The 17,086-nt window shown below is 64.6% G+C and carries 17 protein-coding genes; 8 read left to right on the top strand and 9 right to left on the bottom strand.

All coding sequences use genetic code 11. The features are described from left to right. Positions 1-13 precede the first annotated feature (13 nt). The 4 genes from VDP74_RS09170 to VDP74_RS09155 are packed head-to-tail and all read left to right on the top strand — an operon-like array spanning position 14 to position 3,283. The gene (locus tag VDP74_RS09170; RefSeq protein WP_322999327.1) at positions 14-877 is read left to right on the top strand and encodes a branched-chain amino acid ABC transporter permease; all 864 of its coding nucleotides are present in this window, start codon (positions 14-16) and stop codon (positions 875-877) included. Next, positions 874-1,821 (top strand): branched-chain amino acid ABC transporter permease, encoded by a 948-nt coding sequence (locus tag VDP74_RS09165; RefSeq protein ID WP_322999326.1) that lies wholly within the window; start codon positions 874-876, stop codon positions 1,819-1,821. The genes VDP74_RS09170 and VDP74_RS09165 overlap by 4 nt, the downstream gene beginning before the upstream one ends. Beyond that, on the top strand, positions 1,818-2,552 hold the full coding sequence (locus tag VDP74_RS09160; protein ID WP_322999325.1) for an ABC transporter ATP-binding protein: 735 nt from the start codon (positions 1,818-1,820) through the stop codon (positions 2,550-2,552). The genes VDP74_RS09165 and VDP74_RS09160 overlap by 4 nt, the downstream gene beginning before the upstream one ends. Continuing rightward, positions 2,549-3,283, top strand: a complete 735-nt coding sequence (locus VDP74_RS09155; protein WP_322999324.1) for an ABC transporter ATP-binding protein — start codon at positions 2,549-2,551, stop codon at positions 3,281-3,283. The genes VDP74_RS09160 and VDP74_RS09155 overlap by 4 nt, the downstream gene beginning before the upstream one ends. An 11-nt stretch (positions 3,284-3,294) precedes the next feature. Here the strand turns inward: VDP74_RS09155 and VDP74_RS09150 are convergent, their stop codons facing one another. Both VDP74_RS09150 and VDP74_RS09145 read right to left on the bottom strand, forming a co-directional pair. Then, entirely contained in the window at positions 3,295-4,257 is a 963-nt protein-coding gene (locus tag VDP74_RS09150; protein ID WP_322999323.1) for a CysB family HTH-type transcriptional regulator, read from the bottom strand. Positions 4,258-4,420: 163 nt separating this feature from the next. After that, on the bottom strand, positions 4,421-5,914 hold the full coding sequence (locus VDP74_RS09145; RefSeq protein ID WP_322999322.1) for a CoA-acylating methylmalonate-semialdehyde dehydrogenase: 1,494 nt from the start codon (positions 5,912-5,914) through the stop codon (positions 4,421-4,423). A 179-nt stretch (positions 5,915-6,093) separates the two neighbouring features. Here VDP74_RS09145 and VDP74_RS09140 point away from each other — a divergent pair, with 179 nt between their 5' ends. After that, complete coding sequence (locus VDP74_RS09140) at positions 6,094-7,056, top strand: LysR family transcriptional regulator (RefSeq protein WP_322999321.1); 963 nt, start codon at positions 6,094-6,096, stop codon at positions 7,054-7,056. Positions 7,057-7,069: 13 nt separating this feature from the next. Here VDP74_RS09140 and lptF read toward each other — a convergent pair whose 3' ends face one another. Continuing rightward, complete coding sequence (gene lptF, locus VDP74_RS09135) at positions 7,070-8,197, bottom strand: LPS export ABC transporter permease LptF (protein ID WP_322999320.1); 1,128 nt, start codon at positions 8,195-8,197, stop codon at positions 7,070-7,072. Between the two features lie 100 nt (positions 8,198-8,297). On the opposite strand from lptF, the gene VDP74_RS09130 reads away from it, so the two are divergent. The 3 genes from VDP74_RS09130 (at position 8,298) to VDP74_RS09120 (ending at position 11,046) form a co-directional block, all read left to right on the top strand. Beyond that, on the top strand, positions 8,298-9,794 hold the full coding sequence (locus tag VDP74_RS09130; RefSeq protein WP_322999319.1) for a leucyl aminopeptidase: 1,497 nt from the start codon (positions 8,298-8,300) through the stop codon (positions 9,792-9,794). Continuing rightward, the gene (locus VDP74_RS09125; RefSeq protein WP_322999318.1) at positions 9,791-10,234 is read left to right on the top strand and encodes a DNA polymerase III subunit chi; all 444 of its coding nucleotides are present in this window, start codon (positions 9,791-9,793) and stop codon (positions 10,232-10,234) included. The genes VDP74_RS09130 and VDP74_RS09125 overlap by 4 nt, the downstream gene beginning before the upstream one ends. A gap of 110 nt (positions 10,235-10,344) precedes the next feature. Beyond that, a complete protein-coding gene (locus VDP74_RS09120) occupies positions 10,345-11,046 on the top strand; it encodes a Bax inhibitor-1/YccA family protein (protein WP_322999317.1) in 702 nt (233 codons plus the stop codon). A 151-nt stretch (positions 11,047-11,197) separates the two neighbouring features. On the opposite strand, the gene rarD is transcribed toward VDP74_RS09120, so the two are convergent. Genes rarD through lepA form a run of 6 tightly spaced genes read right to left on the bottom strand, consistent with a single transcriptional unit; the run spans position 11,198 to position 17,050 of the window. Beyond that, on the bottom strand, positions 11,198-12,088 hold the full coding sequence (gene rarD, locus VDP74_RS09115; RefSeq protein ID WP_322999316.1) for an EamA family transporter RarD: 891 nt from the start codon (positions 12,086-12,088) through the stop codon (positions 11,198-11,200). Between the two features lies 1 nt (position 12,089). Then, positions 12,090-12,680: a DNA repair protein RecO gene (gene recO / locus VDP74_RS09110; protein WP_322999315.1), complete on the bottom strand. Its 591-nt coding sequence runs from the start codon at positions 12,678-12,680 to the stop codon at positions 12,090-12,092. Beyond that, positions 12,673-13,608: a GTPase Era gene (era, locus tag VDP74_RS09105; RefSeq protein WP_322999314.1), complete on the bottom strand. Its 936-nt coding sequence runs from the start codon at positions 13,606-13,608 to the stop codon at positions 12,673-12,675. Before era ends, recO begins: the two co-directional genes overlap by 8 nt. Further along, positions 13,605-14,360, bottom strand: coding sequence for a ribonuclease III (rnc, locus tag VDP74_RS09100; protein ID WP_322999313.1), 756 nt, complete (start codon positions 14,358-14,360; stop codon positions 13,605-13,607). The genes era and rnc overlap by 4 nt, the downstream gene beginning before the upstream one ends. Beyond that, positions 14,360-15,247 (bottom strand): signal peptidase I, encoded by an 888-nt coding sequence (gene lepB, locus VDP74_RS09095; RefSeq protein WP_322999312.1) that lies wholly within the window; start codon positions 15,245-15,247, stop codon positions 14,360-14,362. The genes rnc and lepB overlap by 1 nt, the downstream gene beginning before the upstream one ends. Positions 15,248-15,256: 9 nt before the next feature. Then, positions 15,257-17,050: a translation elongation factor 4 gene (gene lepA / locus VDP74_RS09090; RefSeq protein WP_322999311.1), complete on the bottom strand. Its 1,794-nt coding sequence runs from the start codon at positions 17,048-17,050 to the stop codon at positions 15,257-15,259. Between the last annotated feature and the right edge of the window lie 36 nt (positions 17,051-17,086).

The raw sequence follows: 17,086 nt of genomic DNA, 5'->3' as shown, positions 1-17,086 counted from the left end.
CGGAGACACCGCCTTGGACCTTCTGCTGCAAGTCCTCATCAACGGCATCCTGCAGGGCGGGCTGTACGCCATCGTGGCGCTCGGCCTGGCCCTGGTCTGGGGGGTGCTCAATATCGTCAATCTCTCGCATGGCGCCTTCATCATGCTGGGCGCCTACATCTCCTGGTACAGCTTTCAATGGCTGCACCTGGACCCCTTCCTGGGGCTGCCGCTGACGGCAGTCCTGATGTTCGTCGTGGGCTACGCCATCCAGCGCGGCATCCTGAACCTGATCGTGCGCGCGCCCATGTTCAACACACTGCTGATCACCTTCGGGATGGAGGTCGTGCTGACCTACCTCGCCCAGCTGGTGTTCTCGGCCGATTTCCGCACCATCAATCCCGCCTATTCCGGGCAGAACATCACCCTGCTGGGGCTGACGATCCCGCTGGTGCGGCTGGCCGCCTGCAGCGTGGCCATCGCCCTGACGCTGATCATGTGGTATTTTCTGCTGCGGACCCGCCTGGGCCGGGCCATCCGGGCCACGGCTCAGAACCTGTCGGCGGCCCGGCTGTACGGCGTCGAACCGCGCCACCTGTACGCCGTCACCTTCGGCCTGGGCCTGGCACTGGCTGGCGCGGCCGGCGGCCTGTACGGCACCGTCTCGCAGATCAACCCCTACATCGGCGCCACCCTGACGGCCAAATCCTTCGCCATCGCCATCATCGGCGGCCTGGACACGCCGCTGGGCGTGATCGCAGGCGGCCTGATCCTGGGACTGATCGAATCCCTGACCACGCTGTACATCGGCCCCACCTACGCTGACGTCGCCAGCTTCGGCGTGCTGCTCCTGGTGCTGATCGTGCGGCCCACCGGCCTGCTGGGGAGAACCGCATGAACATCTGGCGCCCCATCCTGATCGCTGCAGCGCTGGTCGCGCTGGCCCTGCTGCCCTGGTACGGATCCGACACCATCATCCAGTTCGGCATCAGCACCCTGCTGCTGGCCGTGCTGGCGCAGGGCTGGAACATCATCGGCGGCTATACCGGCTACCCGTCCTTCGGCAATTCCGTGTTCTATGGCCTGGGCGCCTATGGCGTGGGCATCGCCATGGTTCAGTGGCAACTGCCCTTCGCCGTGGGCATGGCCTTTGGCGTCGTGCTGGCCGTGATCTTCGCCTTCCTGCTGGGCATTCCGGTACTGCGCCTGAAGGGCCACTATTTCGCCATCGCGACCCTGGCCCTGGCGCAGATCATGGCGGCCATCGTCTCCAACGTGCCGCTGGCGGGGCAGAACATCGGTCTGGTGCTGCCACCGCTGAACGACGACCGGATGTTCTACGAACTGGCGCTCATCCTGCTGGTGGCTGCGACCCTGACCGTCTGGTGGCTGACCCGCAGCCGCTTTGGCTTCGGCCTGATCGCCATCCGCGAAAACGAGGAAGGCGCCGTCGTCATGGGGGTGGACACGACCCGCTACAAGGTCCTGGCCTTCGCCCTGGCCGGCGTGTTCAGCGCACTGGCCGGCGGCATCCAGGCTTACTGGATCACCTTCCTGGACCCGGGCAGCGCATTCGACATCACCCTGAACGTCAAGATGATCATCATGGCGGTGTTCGGCGGCCCCGGCACGATCCTGGGACCGATCGTCGGTTCCTTCATCCTGTCGGCCATCTCCGAACTGCTGTCCAGCGAGGTCACCAGCATTGCCGGCCTGTTCTTCGGCATCGTCATCGTCGTCGCCGTGGTGTTGATGCCACGCGGCCTGGCCGACGTGGTACGGCGTTTCCACCGCCTGGGCTGGCGTTATTTCATCGACAACATCCGGACGAACCGCATATGAGCCCGATTCTGGAAGCCCGACAGCTCACGCGCCGTTTCTCGGGATTGGTCGCGGTCCACGACGTCAGCTTTTCCCTGTCGCCCGGTGAAATACTGGGCTTCATCGGCCCCAACGGCGCCGGCAAGACCACGCTGATCAGCCTGCTCAGCGGCACCCTGGATCCTTCCGAAGGCGAGGTCTGGTTCGACGGGCGACGCATCGACCGCATGGCCGCATTCCGCCGCGCGCGCCTGGGTATCGGGCGCACCTTCCAGATCATGCAGCCCTTTCCGGGCCTGTCGGTCCTGGACAACGTCGCCGTCGGTGCCCTGTTCGGGCGCGGCCAGGGAGAAGCGAAACTGTCCAGGGCCCGCGCCAACGCCCGCGAATGCCTGCAGTTCGTCGGCCTGGGCAAGCACGTGGACCAAAGGGCCGAAGACCTGGGCGGACCGGACCGCAAGCGCCTGGAACTGGCCAAGGCCCTGGCCATGCAACCGCGCGTACTGCTGTGCGACGAGGTCATGGCCGGCCTGAACCTGGTGGAGATCGACGAGGTCATCGACATCATCCGCAAGGTGCGCGACACCGGCATCAGCATCATCGTCATCGAGCACGTGATCAAGGCCATCCGCAACCTGTCGGACCGCATCATGGTGCTGCACCACGGCGAAAAGATCGCCGACGGAGCGCCCGACAGCGTCCTGAACGACCCGCGCGTGGTCGAAGCCTATCTGGGAAAGAAACGCACATGAGCTCCACGCCTTCGACACATACGCCGCTGCTGCAGGTCCAGGGCTTGTCGGCCGGCTACGGCCTGGTGCAGGTGCTGCACGACATCACCCTGGAAGTGCGCGAAGCCGAATTTCTGGCCCTGGTCGGCAGCAATGGCGCGGGCAAGACCACCTTGCTGCGGGTTCTGTCCGGCCTGCTGCCCAGCCAATCAGGCCGCATCACGTGGGCTGGCGCCGACATCCAGGGCCACACGCCCGACCAGATCTTCCGCCAGGGGATCGTCCAGGTTCCCGAGGGCCGCCAGCTCTTTCCCCGCATGTCGGTGCAGGACAATCTTCTGATGGGCGCCTACCGGCGCGCGGACACAGCCGCCATCCGCACCGATCTGGAACAGGTGTACGCCCAGTTCCCGCGCATGGCCGAACGCCGCCGCCAGCTGGCCGGCAGCATGTCGGGCGGCGAACAGCAGATGTGCGCCATGGCACGCGCACTGATGGCGCGCCCGCGCCTATTGCTGGTGGATGAAATGAGCCTGGGCCTGGCGCCCATCATCGTCGATCAGCTGATGGAGAGCCTGGCGACCATCCGCGACCAGGGGGTCACGGTGCTGCTGGTCGAACAGGATATCCACTTGGCCCTGGCGGCGGCGGACCGCGCCTACGTGCTGGAAACCGGCCATATCGTGCAGGAAGGCCCGGCCGGCCAACTGATCGAGGACCCCGAACTGAGACGGGCCTATCTGGGCGTGTAGCGCCCAGGGGATCAGGCGACTTCGCGCACCGCCGGCGTCGGCTGGGAAACGGCCTCGGACACCCGGTCGCGCGTCAGTTCGGGCGCCAGCATTTCCATCAGCACGTACACATAATCCCGCAGGAAGACGCCGCGTTTGATGGCGACGCTGGTGGTGTGCTTGCCGAACAGATGACCGGCCGGCAGCCCCACCAGGCCTTTGTCGCGACGCGGGTCGAAGGCCACGCCTGCGATGATGCCGATGCCCAGGCCGATGTCGGCATAGGTCTTGACCACGTCCGCGTCGATGGCCTCCAGCACGATGTCGGGCGTGATGCCCGCCTGCTCGAAGGCGGCGTCGATGGCCCGACGCCCCGAGAAAGCCCGATCGTACGTGACGATGGGGTATTGGGCCAGATGCTCCAGCGACAGGTTACGGGCGGCGCTGGACGTCAGGCTGGTCAGGGGATGATCGGGCGGCACCACCAGCGTGTGTTCCCAGGCATAGACCGGCAAGGCCACCAGGCCCGGTGTATCTGCCAGGGTTTCGGTGGCGATGGCCAGATCGGCCTGTTCGTGCAGCACCAGGCGGGCCAGGTGTTCGGGATTGCCCTCGGCCAGCGAAACGTGCACTTTCGGAAAGCGCGCCCGGAAGGCCGGGATCACGCGCGGCAGCAGGTAGCGGGCCTGTGTGTGGGTGCAGGCGATGACCAGGGCGCCTTCGTCGCGCTGGGCGAATTCATCGCTGACCTTTTTCAGGTTGTCCACTTCGCGCATGATGCGGTCGATGACGGTGGACACGGCCTGCCCCGGCTTGGTCAGGCCCTTCAGGCGTTTGCCGTGGCGCTCGAAGATCTTGATGCCCAGCTCGTCCTCGAATTCGATGATGGCTTTCGACACCCCGGGTTGCGAGGTATACAGGGCCCGGGCGGCTTCGGTCAGATTGAAGTTGCGGCGGATGGTTTCGCGGACGAAACGGAATTGCTGGAGATTCATATGCCATGGCCCTATAGGAACAGCCATTATATGGAATATGGAACGCCTTTTATATTATTTTTTGTTATTTGTTTAGTTCGTCGGATGGACATGCCACAGGGCGCCGGAAAGGTTCTGAGACCCTGCCGACGCCCTGTGCATCACGCCTGCAACAGCCGACGCGTTACCTCATGGCGATGGTCGTGTTCACGTCCGTGGGATGCGCCTGCCAGCGAGCCGTGATGGTCTTGGTCTGCGTCCAGAAGTAGATGGACTGGCGGCCATTGGGACCCAGGTCGCCCAGTTTCGACGCCCGCGACCCCGTGAAGCTGAACCAGGCCACCGGCACCGGGATGGGGATGTTGATCCCCACCTGGCCGACGTCGACGTGATTCTGGAAGTAGCGAGCATGCCCGCCATCCTGGGTGAAAATCGACGTGCCATTGCCATTGGGATTGGCGTTGATGAATTCGACGGCTTCTTCCAGAGTATCGACCAGCACCACGGACAGCACCGGCCCGAAGATTTCTTCCTGGTAGATGCTCATGTCGGCCTTGACCTTGCTGAACACGGTAGGGCCGACGAAATTGCCCTGCTCGTAGCCAGGGACCTTGATCCCGCGCCCATCGAGCACCAGATCGGCGCCTTCGTCCACACCCTTCTGGATGAAGCCTTCGACGCGTTTCTTGGCCGCTGGCGAAATCAGGGGGCCCAGGTCTGCCTTGCGGTCGGTGCCGATATTGACCTTCAGTTTCTTGGCCCGCTCGACGAAGTCCGGCAGCCATTTCTGCGCCTCGCCGACCAGCACCAGCACCGAAATCGCCATGCAGCGTTCGCCGGCCGCGCCGAAGGCGGCCCCCAGCATGGAATTCAGGGCGGCCTCGCGGTCGGCGTCCGGCATGATGACGCTGTGGTTCTTGGCCCCCATCATGGCCTGGCAGCGCTTGCCGGCGTTGGACGAGCGGCGATAGATTTCCGTACCCACGCGCGTCGAACCGATGAACGACACGGCCTTGATGTCCGGGTGATCGCACAGGGTATTGGCCACGTCCGGGCCGCCGTGCACGACGTTCAGGACCCCCGGCGGCAGGCCGGCTTCCAGGGCCAGTTGCGCCACCATCAGCGACGCGCTCGGGTCCTGTTCTGACGGCTTGTAGACGAAGGTATTGCCCATGGTGACGGCAATCGGGAACATCCAGCAGGGCAGCATCACGGGGAAGTTGAAGGCCGTGATCCCGGCGCAGACGCCCAGCGGCTGCAGCACGTTGTAGACGTCGATGCCGGTGGCGGCATTTTCGGCGTAATCGCCCAGTTGCAGCACATTGGCCGACACGGCGTGTTCCACGCCTTCCAGGCCGCGCGCGACTTCGCCCTCGGCATCGGGCAGGGTCTTGCCGTGTTCGCGGGACAGGACTTCGGCGATCTTGCCGGTGTTTTCACGCAGCAGGTGTGCCAGGTCGTTCATGATCTGGCGGCGTTTGGCCTGGCTGACGGAACGCCAGGTCTTGAAGGCTTCCTTGGAATTGGCAATGGCCCGCTCGACCTCGGCCGGCGTGGCGAACGGCACCCGCGCCACCACTTCCTGGGTCGCCGGATTGATGATGTCGCGCCATTCGGTAGTTTCGGACTGGACCAGTTTCCCGTCGATCAGTAGCGGGACACGTGGAATATCGCTCATGCAAGTCTCCTGGTTGAAATCGGTTGGATTCCGCAGGGCGGGCTGCCCGGAGTCCTGCCCGGTCAACCCGTACAGGACACTCGTGGCGCGGCGCCTCATGTCATGTCCCAGTGTAGTTGTGTAAAAAACTTATTACCATGAAAATATTTGCACATTGGTTGACGATATTTGCACAAGCCATGACGGACTGGGACGCGATTCGCTATTTTCTGGAAGTCGCCCGCACGCAGCGGGCCAGCGCAGCCGCACTGCGCCTGGGTGTGCAGCACAGCACCGTGACACGGCGCATCCGGGGCCTGGAACTGGACCTGGGCATCACCCTGTTTGAGAAATCCCGCGCCAGCGGCTTCACCCTGACGGAGGAAGGTCAGCGATTCTTTGCCTACGCGGAACAAGTCGAAAGCGCGCTGCTGGCCGCCCGCGAGGCCCTGTCCGGATCCGCTCAGGGGCCTTCCGGCCACCTGCGCATCGGATCGACCGAGGGCTTCGGCAGCACCATCCTGACGCCCCTGATGATCGACTTCCAGCGCCGCCACCCAGGCATGACCCTGGACATCATGCCGGTGCCGCGCTACATCAGCCTGTCCAAGCGCGAGGCCGACATCGCCATCGCCCTGGAGCGCCCGCAGCGCGGCCCCTATCTGTGCACCAAGCTGGCCGACTACACCTTGCAGCTCTATGGCACGCAGGACTACCTGGATCGCCAGCCGCCCATCCGCCACCGTCACGATCTGGAGCGGCACCGCTTCATCGGCTATGTGGACGAGCTTCTGTTCAGCGACCGCCTGCGCTATCTGGATGATCTGGCGCCGGCCGCCAACGTGGTGTTTCGCAGCACCAGCGTGCTGGCCCAGTATCAGGCCGTGCTGGGCGGCCAGGCCCTGGCCATCCTGCCGTGTTTCCTGGCTGCGCAGGACTCGCGCCTGGCGCCGGTCCTGGCGCGCGACATCCACGTCACCCGCAGCTTCTGGATGTACTGCCACGAAGACCTGCGCCAGACCCGGCGCGTCATGGCCCTATGGGATTACCTGAAGCATGCCATCGACCTGAATCGCGACCTGCTGCAAGGCGGCAGCCGGACCCTGCGCACGCCTGCCGAGGACTGGCTGCCTTCGTATGGCGCTCAGGTGCCGGCGGCCTGATGCGAATTCCGGCCTATACGGGCCTGGCCGCTGCTGAAGCTGCCTGCCGGCGAGGCCTGGGCATGCGGGTGCGCCGCCACAGCATCCCCAGCCCCAAGGCCAGGAACAGGGCATGGACCAGCCAGACTCCCAGCCCGAAGGACAGCACCCCGCTGCCGATCCAGCCGCGCGACAGATTGATCAGATTCATGTAGAGCAGCGCCAGCAGCCCGGCCAGCAGCAGATCGCCAGAACGCCCCAGGCGCGGGTTCACCGCGCCCAGCGGCAAGGCGATCAGCGCCAGGTTCAGCACAGAAAGCGGCAAGGCCAGGCGCCACATCAGCTGGGACAGGGATTCATTGTCTCCACGTACCACGAGATCCAGCGTCGGCCGCGCCTTGATTTCCTGCAACGCCTTCTGGCGGGCGGTTTCCAGGGCCCCGGGGTCGGTACGGCTTTCGATCCGCACGCCATAGCGCTGGAAATCCAGCAGCCGCAGTTCCGGAGTGCCCGGTTTCAGGTCATAGCGATGCCCCGGACCCAGCACCAGGAAACGGTCGCCGTTGGCTTCTGTGCGGATGGCAGCGCTGTCGGCGGTGACGATGCTCAGCCAATCGGGCTCGATGATGCGGGCCACGACACGGCCCAGCTCGTCATCGGGACGCGAAGGCGATTCCGCGAAGAACACGCGCTTCCCGTCGTCGGTTTCGATGAACTGCCCGGCCGTGACCTTGGACAGGTCGGAGCGCTGCTCGAAGCGCTGGCGATATTCGGCAATCTGTCCGTAAGCCCAGGGCGAGGCCGACAAGGTCAGCACGGCCACCACGGCGGCCACCGGCAGAGCAAACATCATGACGGGGCGCAGCCAGTCGGTCAGGGAAAGGCCGCTGGCGAACCAGACGGGCATTTCCGATTCGCGGTAGCTGCGCGTGACGGTCGTCAGGACTGCCACGAACAGCGTCACCGACAGGATCACCGGCAGCGCCGTGATGCTGGAAAAGGCCGCCAGCCCCAGCACGACGTTGGCGCCGATATCGCCATTGGCGGCCTGGCCGAGCAGCCGCACGATCAGCACGCTGAGCCAGACCACCAGCAAGGTGGAAAACACGATGCCAGCATGGCTGGTGATTTCGGAAAAGACGGCGCGCTTGAACAATGACATGGGAAAATGCGGAATAATGGGCCGTCAATCCCAAACGGGCGCAATTGCCTGCGAATCGGCTGATTGCCGCCCGCGCGCCGCTGGATCTAAGGAAATACGAATGGAATTTAGCACAAGCACCACGACTACCCTGCATACCTTGAAAACCCAGGCCCTGGCGGTCGGCGTGTTCCAGGATGGCATCCTGAGTCCCGCAGCCGACGCGCTGGACCAGGCGTCCGGCGGTGCGATCCGCGCGGTCGTCCAGTCGGAATTCGACGCGGCGCCGGGCAGCTGCCTGACTCTGCACGCGCCGGTCGGCATCGCGGCGGCCCGTGTCATTTTACTCGGCCTTGGCCGCCAGGACAGCCTGACGGCCGCCACCCTGGCCAAGGCGCACCAGGCGTTCGCAGGCTACTGCGTGCGCGCCGGCGTCAGCACGGCAGTATCCACCCTGTGCGCCCTGGCCATCGCGGATGCCCCCCTGACGGACTGCGCCCGCGCGGCGGCCCGCCTGGTCAGCGCCGCAGCCTACCGCTACGACCAGACCTTCAGCCAGGCCAAGCCGGCCATCAAACTGCGCAGCTTCACCCTGCACTTGTCCCGCGCCAAGGCCGCCCAGGCCAAGATCGGCCTCGAACAAGGCGCCGCCATCGGCGCGGGCGTCAATCTGGCCCGCTTGCTGGGCGACCTGCCCCCCAACGTCTGCACCCCCACCTACCTGGGGCAGACGGCGCGCAGCCTGGCAAAGCAATTCAAGACCCTGAAGGCCGAAGTCCTGGATCAGAAGAAGATCGAAGCCCTGAAAATGGGCTCTTTCCTGTCAGTAGCGCGGGGGTCGACCGAACCGCCCGCCTTCATCGTGCTGCGCCACACACCCAGCAAACCGACCGACCGCAAGGCCGCCCCGATCGTGCTGGTCGGCAAGGGCATCACTTTCGACGCCGGCGGCATTTCCCTGAAGCCCGGCCCCGGCATGGACGAAATGAAATTCGACATGTGCGGCGCAGCCAGCGTCCTGGGCACCATGCGTGCCGTGGCGGAACTCGACCTGCCGCGCGAAATCATCGGCATCGTGCCCAGCTGCGAGAACCTGCCCAGCGGTTCAGCCGTCAAGCCCGGGGACATCATCACCAGCCTGTCGGGACAGACCATCGAAGTCCTGAACACCGATGCCGAAGGCCGCCTGATCCTGTGCGACGCCCTGACCTACGCGGAACGCTTCAAACCCGCAGCGGTGATCGACGTCGCCACCCTGACCGGTGCCTGCGTCATCGCCCTGGGCCACGTCAACAGCGGTCTGTTCACCCAGGACGACACGCTGGCCGCCGAACTGCTGGCAGCGGGCCGCCAGGCCCAGGATCCTGCCTGGCGCATGCCCCTGGAAGACGCCTACCAGGACCTGCTGAAATCGAATTTCGCCGACATGGCCAACATCGGCGGCCGCCCTGCGGGTTCCGTCACAGCGGCCTGCTTCCTGTCGCGCTTCACCGGGAAATACCGCTGGGCACACCTGGACATCGCGGGCACCGCCTGGCTGGAAGGCAAACAAAAAGGCGCCACCGGCCGGCCGGTGCCCCTGCTGACCCAGTACCTGCTGGGGCAATGCGGGGCATGAGCCGCGTTGATTTTGCCTACGGGGCGCCCCACCGCCTGCGGGCGGCCTGCCGCACCACGGCCCGTCACGTACAGGCGGGCCGGCGGCTGCTGGTCTACTGCACCGACCCTCGACGCCTGCGGCGCTTCGATGGCCTGCTCTGGGACTTCGACCCCGCCAGCTTCATCCCGCACGCCTATGCGCACGATCCGCTGGCAGACCAGGCCGATGTCATCCTGGTGTCCGATGCCGACACCCTGGCGGCGGCGGCGACCACCGACTGGCTGCTGAACCTGGACCTGGCCTGCCCGCCGGATGCCGCGCGTTTCACCCGCATCCTGGAAATCGTGTCCGGCCACGAAGCCGACCGGGAAGCCGCCCGCAGCCGCTGGGCGCAGTACCGGGATGCAGGACACGATGTGCGAGGGCATCAGCTCTCGGCGGGAACTTGGGAACCCTGAACGGGCCCAACTCATGACAGTCTGGACGATTTTGTTCAGCTTAATGTAAGATTGCTGCATCCACTATGTTATAAGCGTTAGACTGATCTGACGCACGACAGGAAACCACCATGTCCGACTTCCGCAATACCCTACCTCGCGCCGGCGCCTACGACGCGTCGGTCACTGTCCGCAACCGCGTGTTGCGCAATACCTACTGGCTGCTGGCCTTGTCCCTGATTCCCACCGTGCTGGGCGCGGCCGTCGGCCTGCACTTCGGCATGGGCCAGGTCATGGCCGCCAATCCAGGCACCAGCACGCTGGTCTTCCTGGTCGGCGCCTTCGGCCTGATGTTCCTGGTCGAACGCAATAAAAATTCCTCGCTGGGCGTGGCCCTGCTGCTGGGCTTCACGTTCTTCATGGGGCTGATGCTGTCCAACCTGCTCAGCTTCGTCCTGGGCATGAGCAACGGCGCCCAGCTGATCATGCTGGCCTTCGGCGGCACGGCGGTCGTCTTTGGCGCCATGGCCACGGTGGCCACCACCACGAAACGCGATTTCACCCATCTGCAGAAATTCCTGTTCGTGGGCGTGATCCTGCTGATCGTGGCCATGGTGGCCAACATCTTCCTGCAGATGCCCGCCCTGATGCTGACGCTGTCGGTGCTGGCCATCGGCATCTTCTCCGCCTTCCTGCTGATCGACCTGCAGCGGATCATCCAGGGCGGCGAAACGAACTACATCAGCGCCACCCTGGCGGTCTACCTGGACCTGTACAACATCTTCGCCAACCTGCTGATGCTGCTGGGCGTCCTGGGCGGCAACCGCGACTGATACAGCCGCGCACCACACAACACCCTGGCGGCCTTCGGGCCGCCATTTTTTTGCCCGCCAGCAGTCGTCAGCCTGCGCAGCGTGGGGGCGCCTTTTGCCGCTGGGCCGCCCCCAAGGCAAAAGAGCCCCCTTGGGGGGCAGCAAGCAGGCGTCAGCGTGCGCAGCGTGGGGGCACCTTCAATTTCTGAACTCCCTCGGCTGCGATCAGCCCCACCGCCAGCCAGATCGGCCCGTAGGTCAGCCATTGGGATGGAGCCACTGGTTCTCCCATCAATAGAAACGCCACCCAGAACAGCAACACCGGTTCCACGTAGCTGAGCAGGCCGAACAGCCCCATGGGCAACAGCCGGCTGGCTGCCAGGTACATGGACAGCGACACCACGCTCAGCAGGCCCAGCAGGGGCACCTGCAGCAGTAGACGCGGGTGGTCCGCGAAAATCCGGGCGGCCTCGACCGCCTGGGACTGCAGGACCAAAACCGCCACGGGCAACAGGAACAGCATGTCGAACCACAGGCTGCTGAGCGCATCGACCTGCAGGCGCCGCCGCAACATGAAGTACGGCGGATAGCCCAACGCCACCAGGGCGGTCGCCCACGATACCGAGCCCAGCCGCCACCATTCGTGGCCGACCCCCAGCAAGGCGAACGCCACCGCCCAGGCCTGCCAGCGACTGAGCCGTTCGCGATAGACCAGCCGGCCGGCCAGCACCATCACCAGCGGCAGCAGAAAATATCCCATGGACACGTCCAGGGCGTAGCCATGCAGAGGCGCCCAGACGAACAGCCAGAGCTGAACCCCCAGCAGGGCCGAGCACAGCACCATCGCCGCCAGGAAACGGCCGCGCGTGAACCGCTGCGCCGTCGCGCGCAGGGCGCCCCAGCCCCGCGCACGATGGACGACCAGGGCCATCATCGGCAGGCCCATCAGAACGCGCCACGCGAACACGATGTCGCCATCGAACGGCTGCATCAGCGTCGCATAGAAATACATGGTCGCGAACAGGGCCGAGGAAGCGACCGACAGGACGATGCCTTGCTTCATCTCAGTAACGCTGCAGGTCCATCAATACCTGGCGCGTGCGCAAAGGCGCATCCAGCAGCAGATCCAGCCGCTCCCGCAAAGCCTGGCGCAAGACCGGTTCGGCAACCACATCAGCAAAATCGGGCATGGGTTCGTCCACGCCATAGCCGGCCTGTTCCAGCAGCAGCCATTCGAACCGCCGCAAGGCGGCAGCATGAGAACGGGCCTGGGTATCGGCCAAGGCTTCCAGCGCAGTTTCATAGGCGTCATAGACGCCGGGATGCGGATCTTCGCGGGCCAGCAAGCGCAGGATCAGTTCGTTCAGATACCAGGCCGACATCATGGCCCGGCCATTCAGCAGACGCACCGGGCCAGATTCCGCTCGCACCAGGGTATGGACTTCGGCCGATCCCGACCATGACAGCCACAACGGCTGAAACGCGACCAGCACCGGCCGCAGTGCGGAATATGGGCGCTTGGCGCCCTTGGCCACAACAGCTACACAGCCGTGGTCGCGCGTGAAACACTGGACGATCAGCGAGGTTTCGCGCCATGGGCTGGCATGCAGCACATAGCCTTGCGCATCCTGGATGCGCAAGCCTCGTCTAGTCATATCCCAGTTCCCGCAGGGTGGCCTCGCGCCCGGACCAACCCTTGCGGGTCTTGACGTAGACATCGAGGAACACCGGCTTGTCGAGCAGTTTCACCATGTCCTGGCGGGCCTCGGTGGCGATGCGCTTCATGTGCTGCCCCCCCGCCCCCAGCAGGATCGGCCGATGGCCGTCGCGCTCGATGACGACGCAGGCGGCGATGCGTACCCCGCTGTCGTCCTCTTCCCATTGCTCGATCACGACGGTGCAGCCGTAAGGCAGCTCGTCGCCCACCAGGCGGAAAATCTTTTCCCGTATCAGTTCGGCCGCCAGGAAGCGGACCGGGCGATCGGTGAAGGTGTCGGCTTCGAACAGGTGTTCGCCTTCGGGCAGATACTGGGCAATTTCACGCACCAGCACATCCAGCTGTACGGACCGGGCGGCGCTGACGGGCACCACCGCCGCATACGGAAATTCCTGGGTCAGGCGCGTCACGTAGGCGAACAAGGCGTTCTTGTCTTTCAGGGCGTCGATCTTGTTGACGGCCAGGATCACCGGTCGCTGGCGCGGCAGCAGCGGCACCACGGCCGCATCGCCCGCCGACCACTTGCCGGCCTCGACAACCTGCACCACCACGTCGACCTCGGCCAGTGCCTGAGTGACGACCCGGTTCATCATGCGGTTCATGGCCCCGCCGTGGCGGGTCTGGAAGCCGGGGGTATCGACGAAGACGAACTGGTCGGCCCCCTGGGTCAGCACCCCGTGAATCCGGTGGCGGGTAGTCTGCGCCTTGCGTGAGACGATGGATAGTTTGGCGCCGATCAGGGCGTTGCCCAGCGTCGACTTGCCGACATTGGGTCGCCCCACCAAGGCAACGAAGCCGCAGCGGCTGGCGGGTTTTTCGTCGCCCGCCCCCGCATCGGGGGATGCCTTCAGGGAATCATCAGTCATGTCTTTTCCTGGGAAACCGCCACCGGCAAGGATAATTGGGCGGACTTGCGATGGCGCCGCCCCGGGCGGCGCGCCGGCCCCAATGCCTGCACGGCGGCGATGACCTGCCCAGCGGCAGTCTGTTCGGCCGCCCGGCGGCTGCTGCCCGAGGCCTGGACCTGGATGTCGAGCTGCGCGACCGAGCACACCACGTCGAAGGTCTGATTATGGGCCGCCCCCCGGGTGGAGACGACCTCGTAGTGGGGCAGATCCAGCCCGCGACCCTGCATGATCTCCTGCAGCAGGGTTTTGGGGTCCTTGCCGAAGGTGCGCACGTCGATGTGCGCCAGAATGGGGCGGTACAGTTGTTCGATGACCCGGCTGACCTGATCGTAGCCACCGTCCAGCAGCAAGGCGCCGAAAATGGCTTCCAGGGCATCGGCCAGAATGGATGGGCGCCGGAAGCCGCCGCTTTTCAGTTCGCCCTCGCCCAGCCGCAGGTAGCTGGACAGCGACAGTTTCTGCGCAATGTCGGCCAGGGCCGATTGTTTGACCAGATTGGCCCGCACACGCGACAGATCGCCCTCGTCCATTTCCGCATGCTCGGTGAACAGCAGCGCAGAAACGACGAAATTCAGCACCGAATCCCCCAGGAATTCCAGGCGTTCGTTGTGCGGCATGCCATGGCTGCGGTGCGTCAGGGCCTGCTCCAGCAGGGCCTGGTCCCGATAGCGGTAATCCAGCGCCGCCTGCAGCGTGTCGAGCCCGGCCATCAGTGAAACCCGCCGATCCGGCTGGGCGAACTGAAATTCATCCAGACGAAAAATGCCCGCCCGACGATGTTGCGGTCTGGAACGAAGCCCCAATAGCGGCTGTCCAGACTGTTGTCGCGGTTGTCGCCCATCATGAAGTAATGGCCGGCCGGCACCGTGCAGCGCACCCCGCCATCCTGATAGGCGCAGGCCTTGTAGTCCGGGAACCGCGTGATCGGCATGAAATCCTGGGGCGCCTGGACGTTCAGCAGGATACGGTGCGAAACCTGTCCCAGCTGCTCGTGGTACTGGCCCACGTATACCGCGCGATCAGGCTCGAAATAATCCCCGTCGCGTTCACGGGGCACCTGTTTGCCATTGATGAACAAGGTCTTGTCACGGTATTCGATGACGTCGCCCGGCACCCCGACCACACGCTTGATGTAGTCCACGGACGGATCCACCGGGTAGCGGAACACCACCACATCGCCCCGGTTGGGCGTGCCGATGTCGATGATCTTGCGGTCGATGACCGGCAGGCGAATGCCGTACTGGAATTTGTTCACCAGGATCAGATCGCCGTTTTCCAGCGTCGGCAGCATGGAACCGGACGGAATGCGAAATGGCTCGACCACAAAGGACCGCAGCACGAACACGAACAGGATCACCGGAAAGAAACTGACACAGTATTCGATCCACCAGGGCGCCTGGATGGCGCGGTCGTAGATCTGCTGGCATTCGGCCTGCAGGGCGGTCGGATCCAGGCCGGCGGCATTGTTGCGGCAGGCCTGGGCGGCGGCCTCGGCGCGAGCGCGGCGCCGGCCACGCAAACGGACTCGATCGAGCAGCCAGACCAGACCGGTCACGACCAGGGCGACAAACAGCAGCAATGCAAAATCCCAGCTCATCGGCGATCCTTACTTGTCCTCGACCTGCAGGACGGCCAGGAAGGCTTCCTGCGGGATTTCCACGTTCCCGACCTGCTTCATGCGTTTTTTGCCAGCTTTCTGCTTTTCCAGCAGTTTTTTCTTACGCGAGATGTCGCCGCCATAGCATTTGGCCAGTACGTTCTTGCGCAGCGCCTTGACGTTCTCTCGGGCGACGACCTCTGCCCCGATGGCCGCCTGGATGGCGATGTCGAACATCTGGCGGGGAATCAGGCCACGCATGCGCGTCACGACATCCCGGCCCCGGTGCCGCGCATTGGCGCGGTGCACGATCATCGACAGGGCGTCGACCCGGTCGCCGTTGATCAGCAGGTCGACGCGCACCACATCGGCCATCCGGTATTCCTTGAATTCGTAATCCATGGACGCATAGCCACGCGACACGGATTTCAGGCGATCGAAGAAATCCAGGACGATTTCCGCCAGTGGAATTTCATAGCTGAGGTGCACCTGGCGGCCGTGATAGCTCATGTTCAGCTGGACGCCGCGTTTGGCCGTGCACAGCGACATCACCGGACCCACGTATTCCTGCGGCATGAACAGCGTCACCGTCATGATGGGTTCACGGATTTCCTGGATGTTGCCGACTTCCGGCATGCGGGCCGGGCTGTCCACCATCATCAGCGTGCCATCGCGATGCAGGACTTCGTACACCACCGACGGCGCGGTGGTGATGATGTCCATGTCGAATTCGCGTTCCAGGCGTTCCTGCACGATATCCATGTGCAGCAGGCCCAGGAAGCCGCAGCGAAAACCAAAGCCCAGTGCCTGGGAAACCTCGGGTTCGAACATCAGGGACGAGTCGTTGAGCTTGAGCTTTTCCAGGGAATCGCGCAACTGGTCGTACTCGCTGGATTCGACCGGATAGACGCCGGCGAACACCTGGGGTTTGACTTCCTTGAAGCCAGGCAGCGGACCGGTGGCAGGCTTGCCCGCCAGCGTGATGGTGTCACCGACCTTGGCGTGCTCGAGTTCCTTGATGCCGGCGATGATGAAACCGACCTCGCCGGCCGACAGGGAGTCCCGGGGCTGGGATTTGGGCGTGAACACCCCCAGCTGTTCGCACAGGTGGGTGGCGCCGGTGGCCATCAGCAGGATCTTGTCTTTCGGACGCAGCACGCCGTTGACGATGCGCACCAGCATCACCACACCCACGTAATTGTCGAACCAGGAGTCGATGATCAGGGCCTGCAGGGCGGCGCCGGGATTGCCCTTGGGCGGCGGCACCCGCGCCACGACGGCTTCCAGGATCTCGTCGATGCCCAGGCCGGTCTTGGCGCTGGCCTGGATGGCATCGGTGGCATCGATGCCGATGACGTCCTCGATTTCAGCGGCGGCGGCGTCCGGATCGGCGGACGGCAGGTCCATCTTGTTCAGGACCGGCAGGACTTCGACGCCCAGTTCGATGGCGGTATAGCAGTTGGCCACGGTCTGGGCCTCGACCCCCTGGGTGGAGTCGACCACCAGCAGGGCGCCTTCGCAGGCCGACAGCGATCGGCTGACCTCGTAGGAAAAGTCCACGTGGCCCGGAGTGTCGATCAGGTTCAGGGCATAGACGCGGCCGTCTGCAGCGGTGTAGCTCAACGCCGCCGTCTGCGCCTTGATGGTGATGCCGCGCTCGCGCTCGATATCCATGGAATCCAGCACCTGCGCCGCCATCTCGCGGTCCTGGAGACCGCCGCAGCGCTGGATCAGGCGGTCGGCCAAGGTCGATTTGCCATGATCGATGTGCGCGATGATGGAGAAGTTGCGAATATGATCCATAGACTGCGTGCGAAACTCGGGAAAGTCGGAAAAGGA

The sequence above is a fragment of the Castellaniella sp. genome (genome assembly GCF_034674885.1).
GTDB lineage: Bacteria > Pseudomonadota > Gammaproteobacteria > Burkholderiales > Burkholderiaceae_B > Castellaniella.
This window is presented reverse-complemented; position numbering and strand designations above follow the sequence as displayed.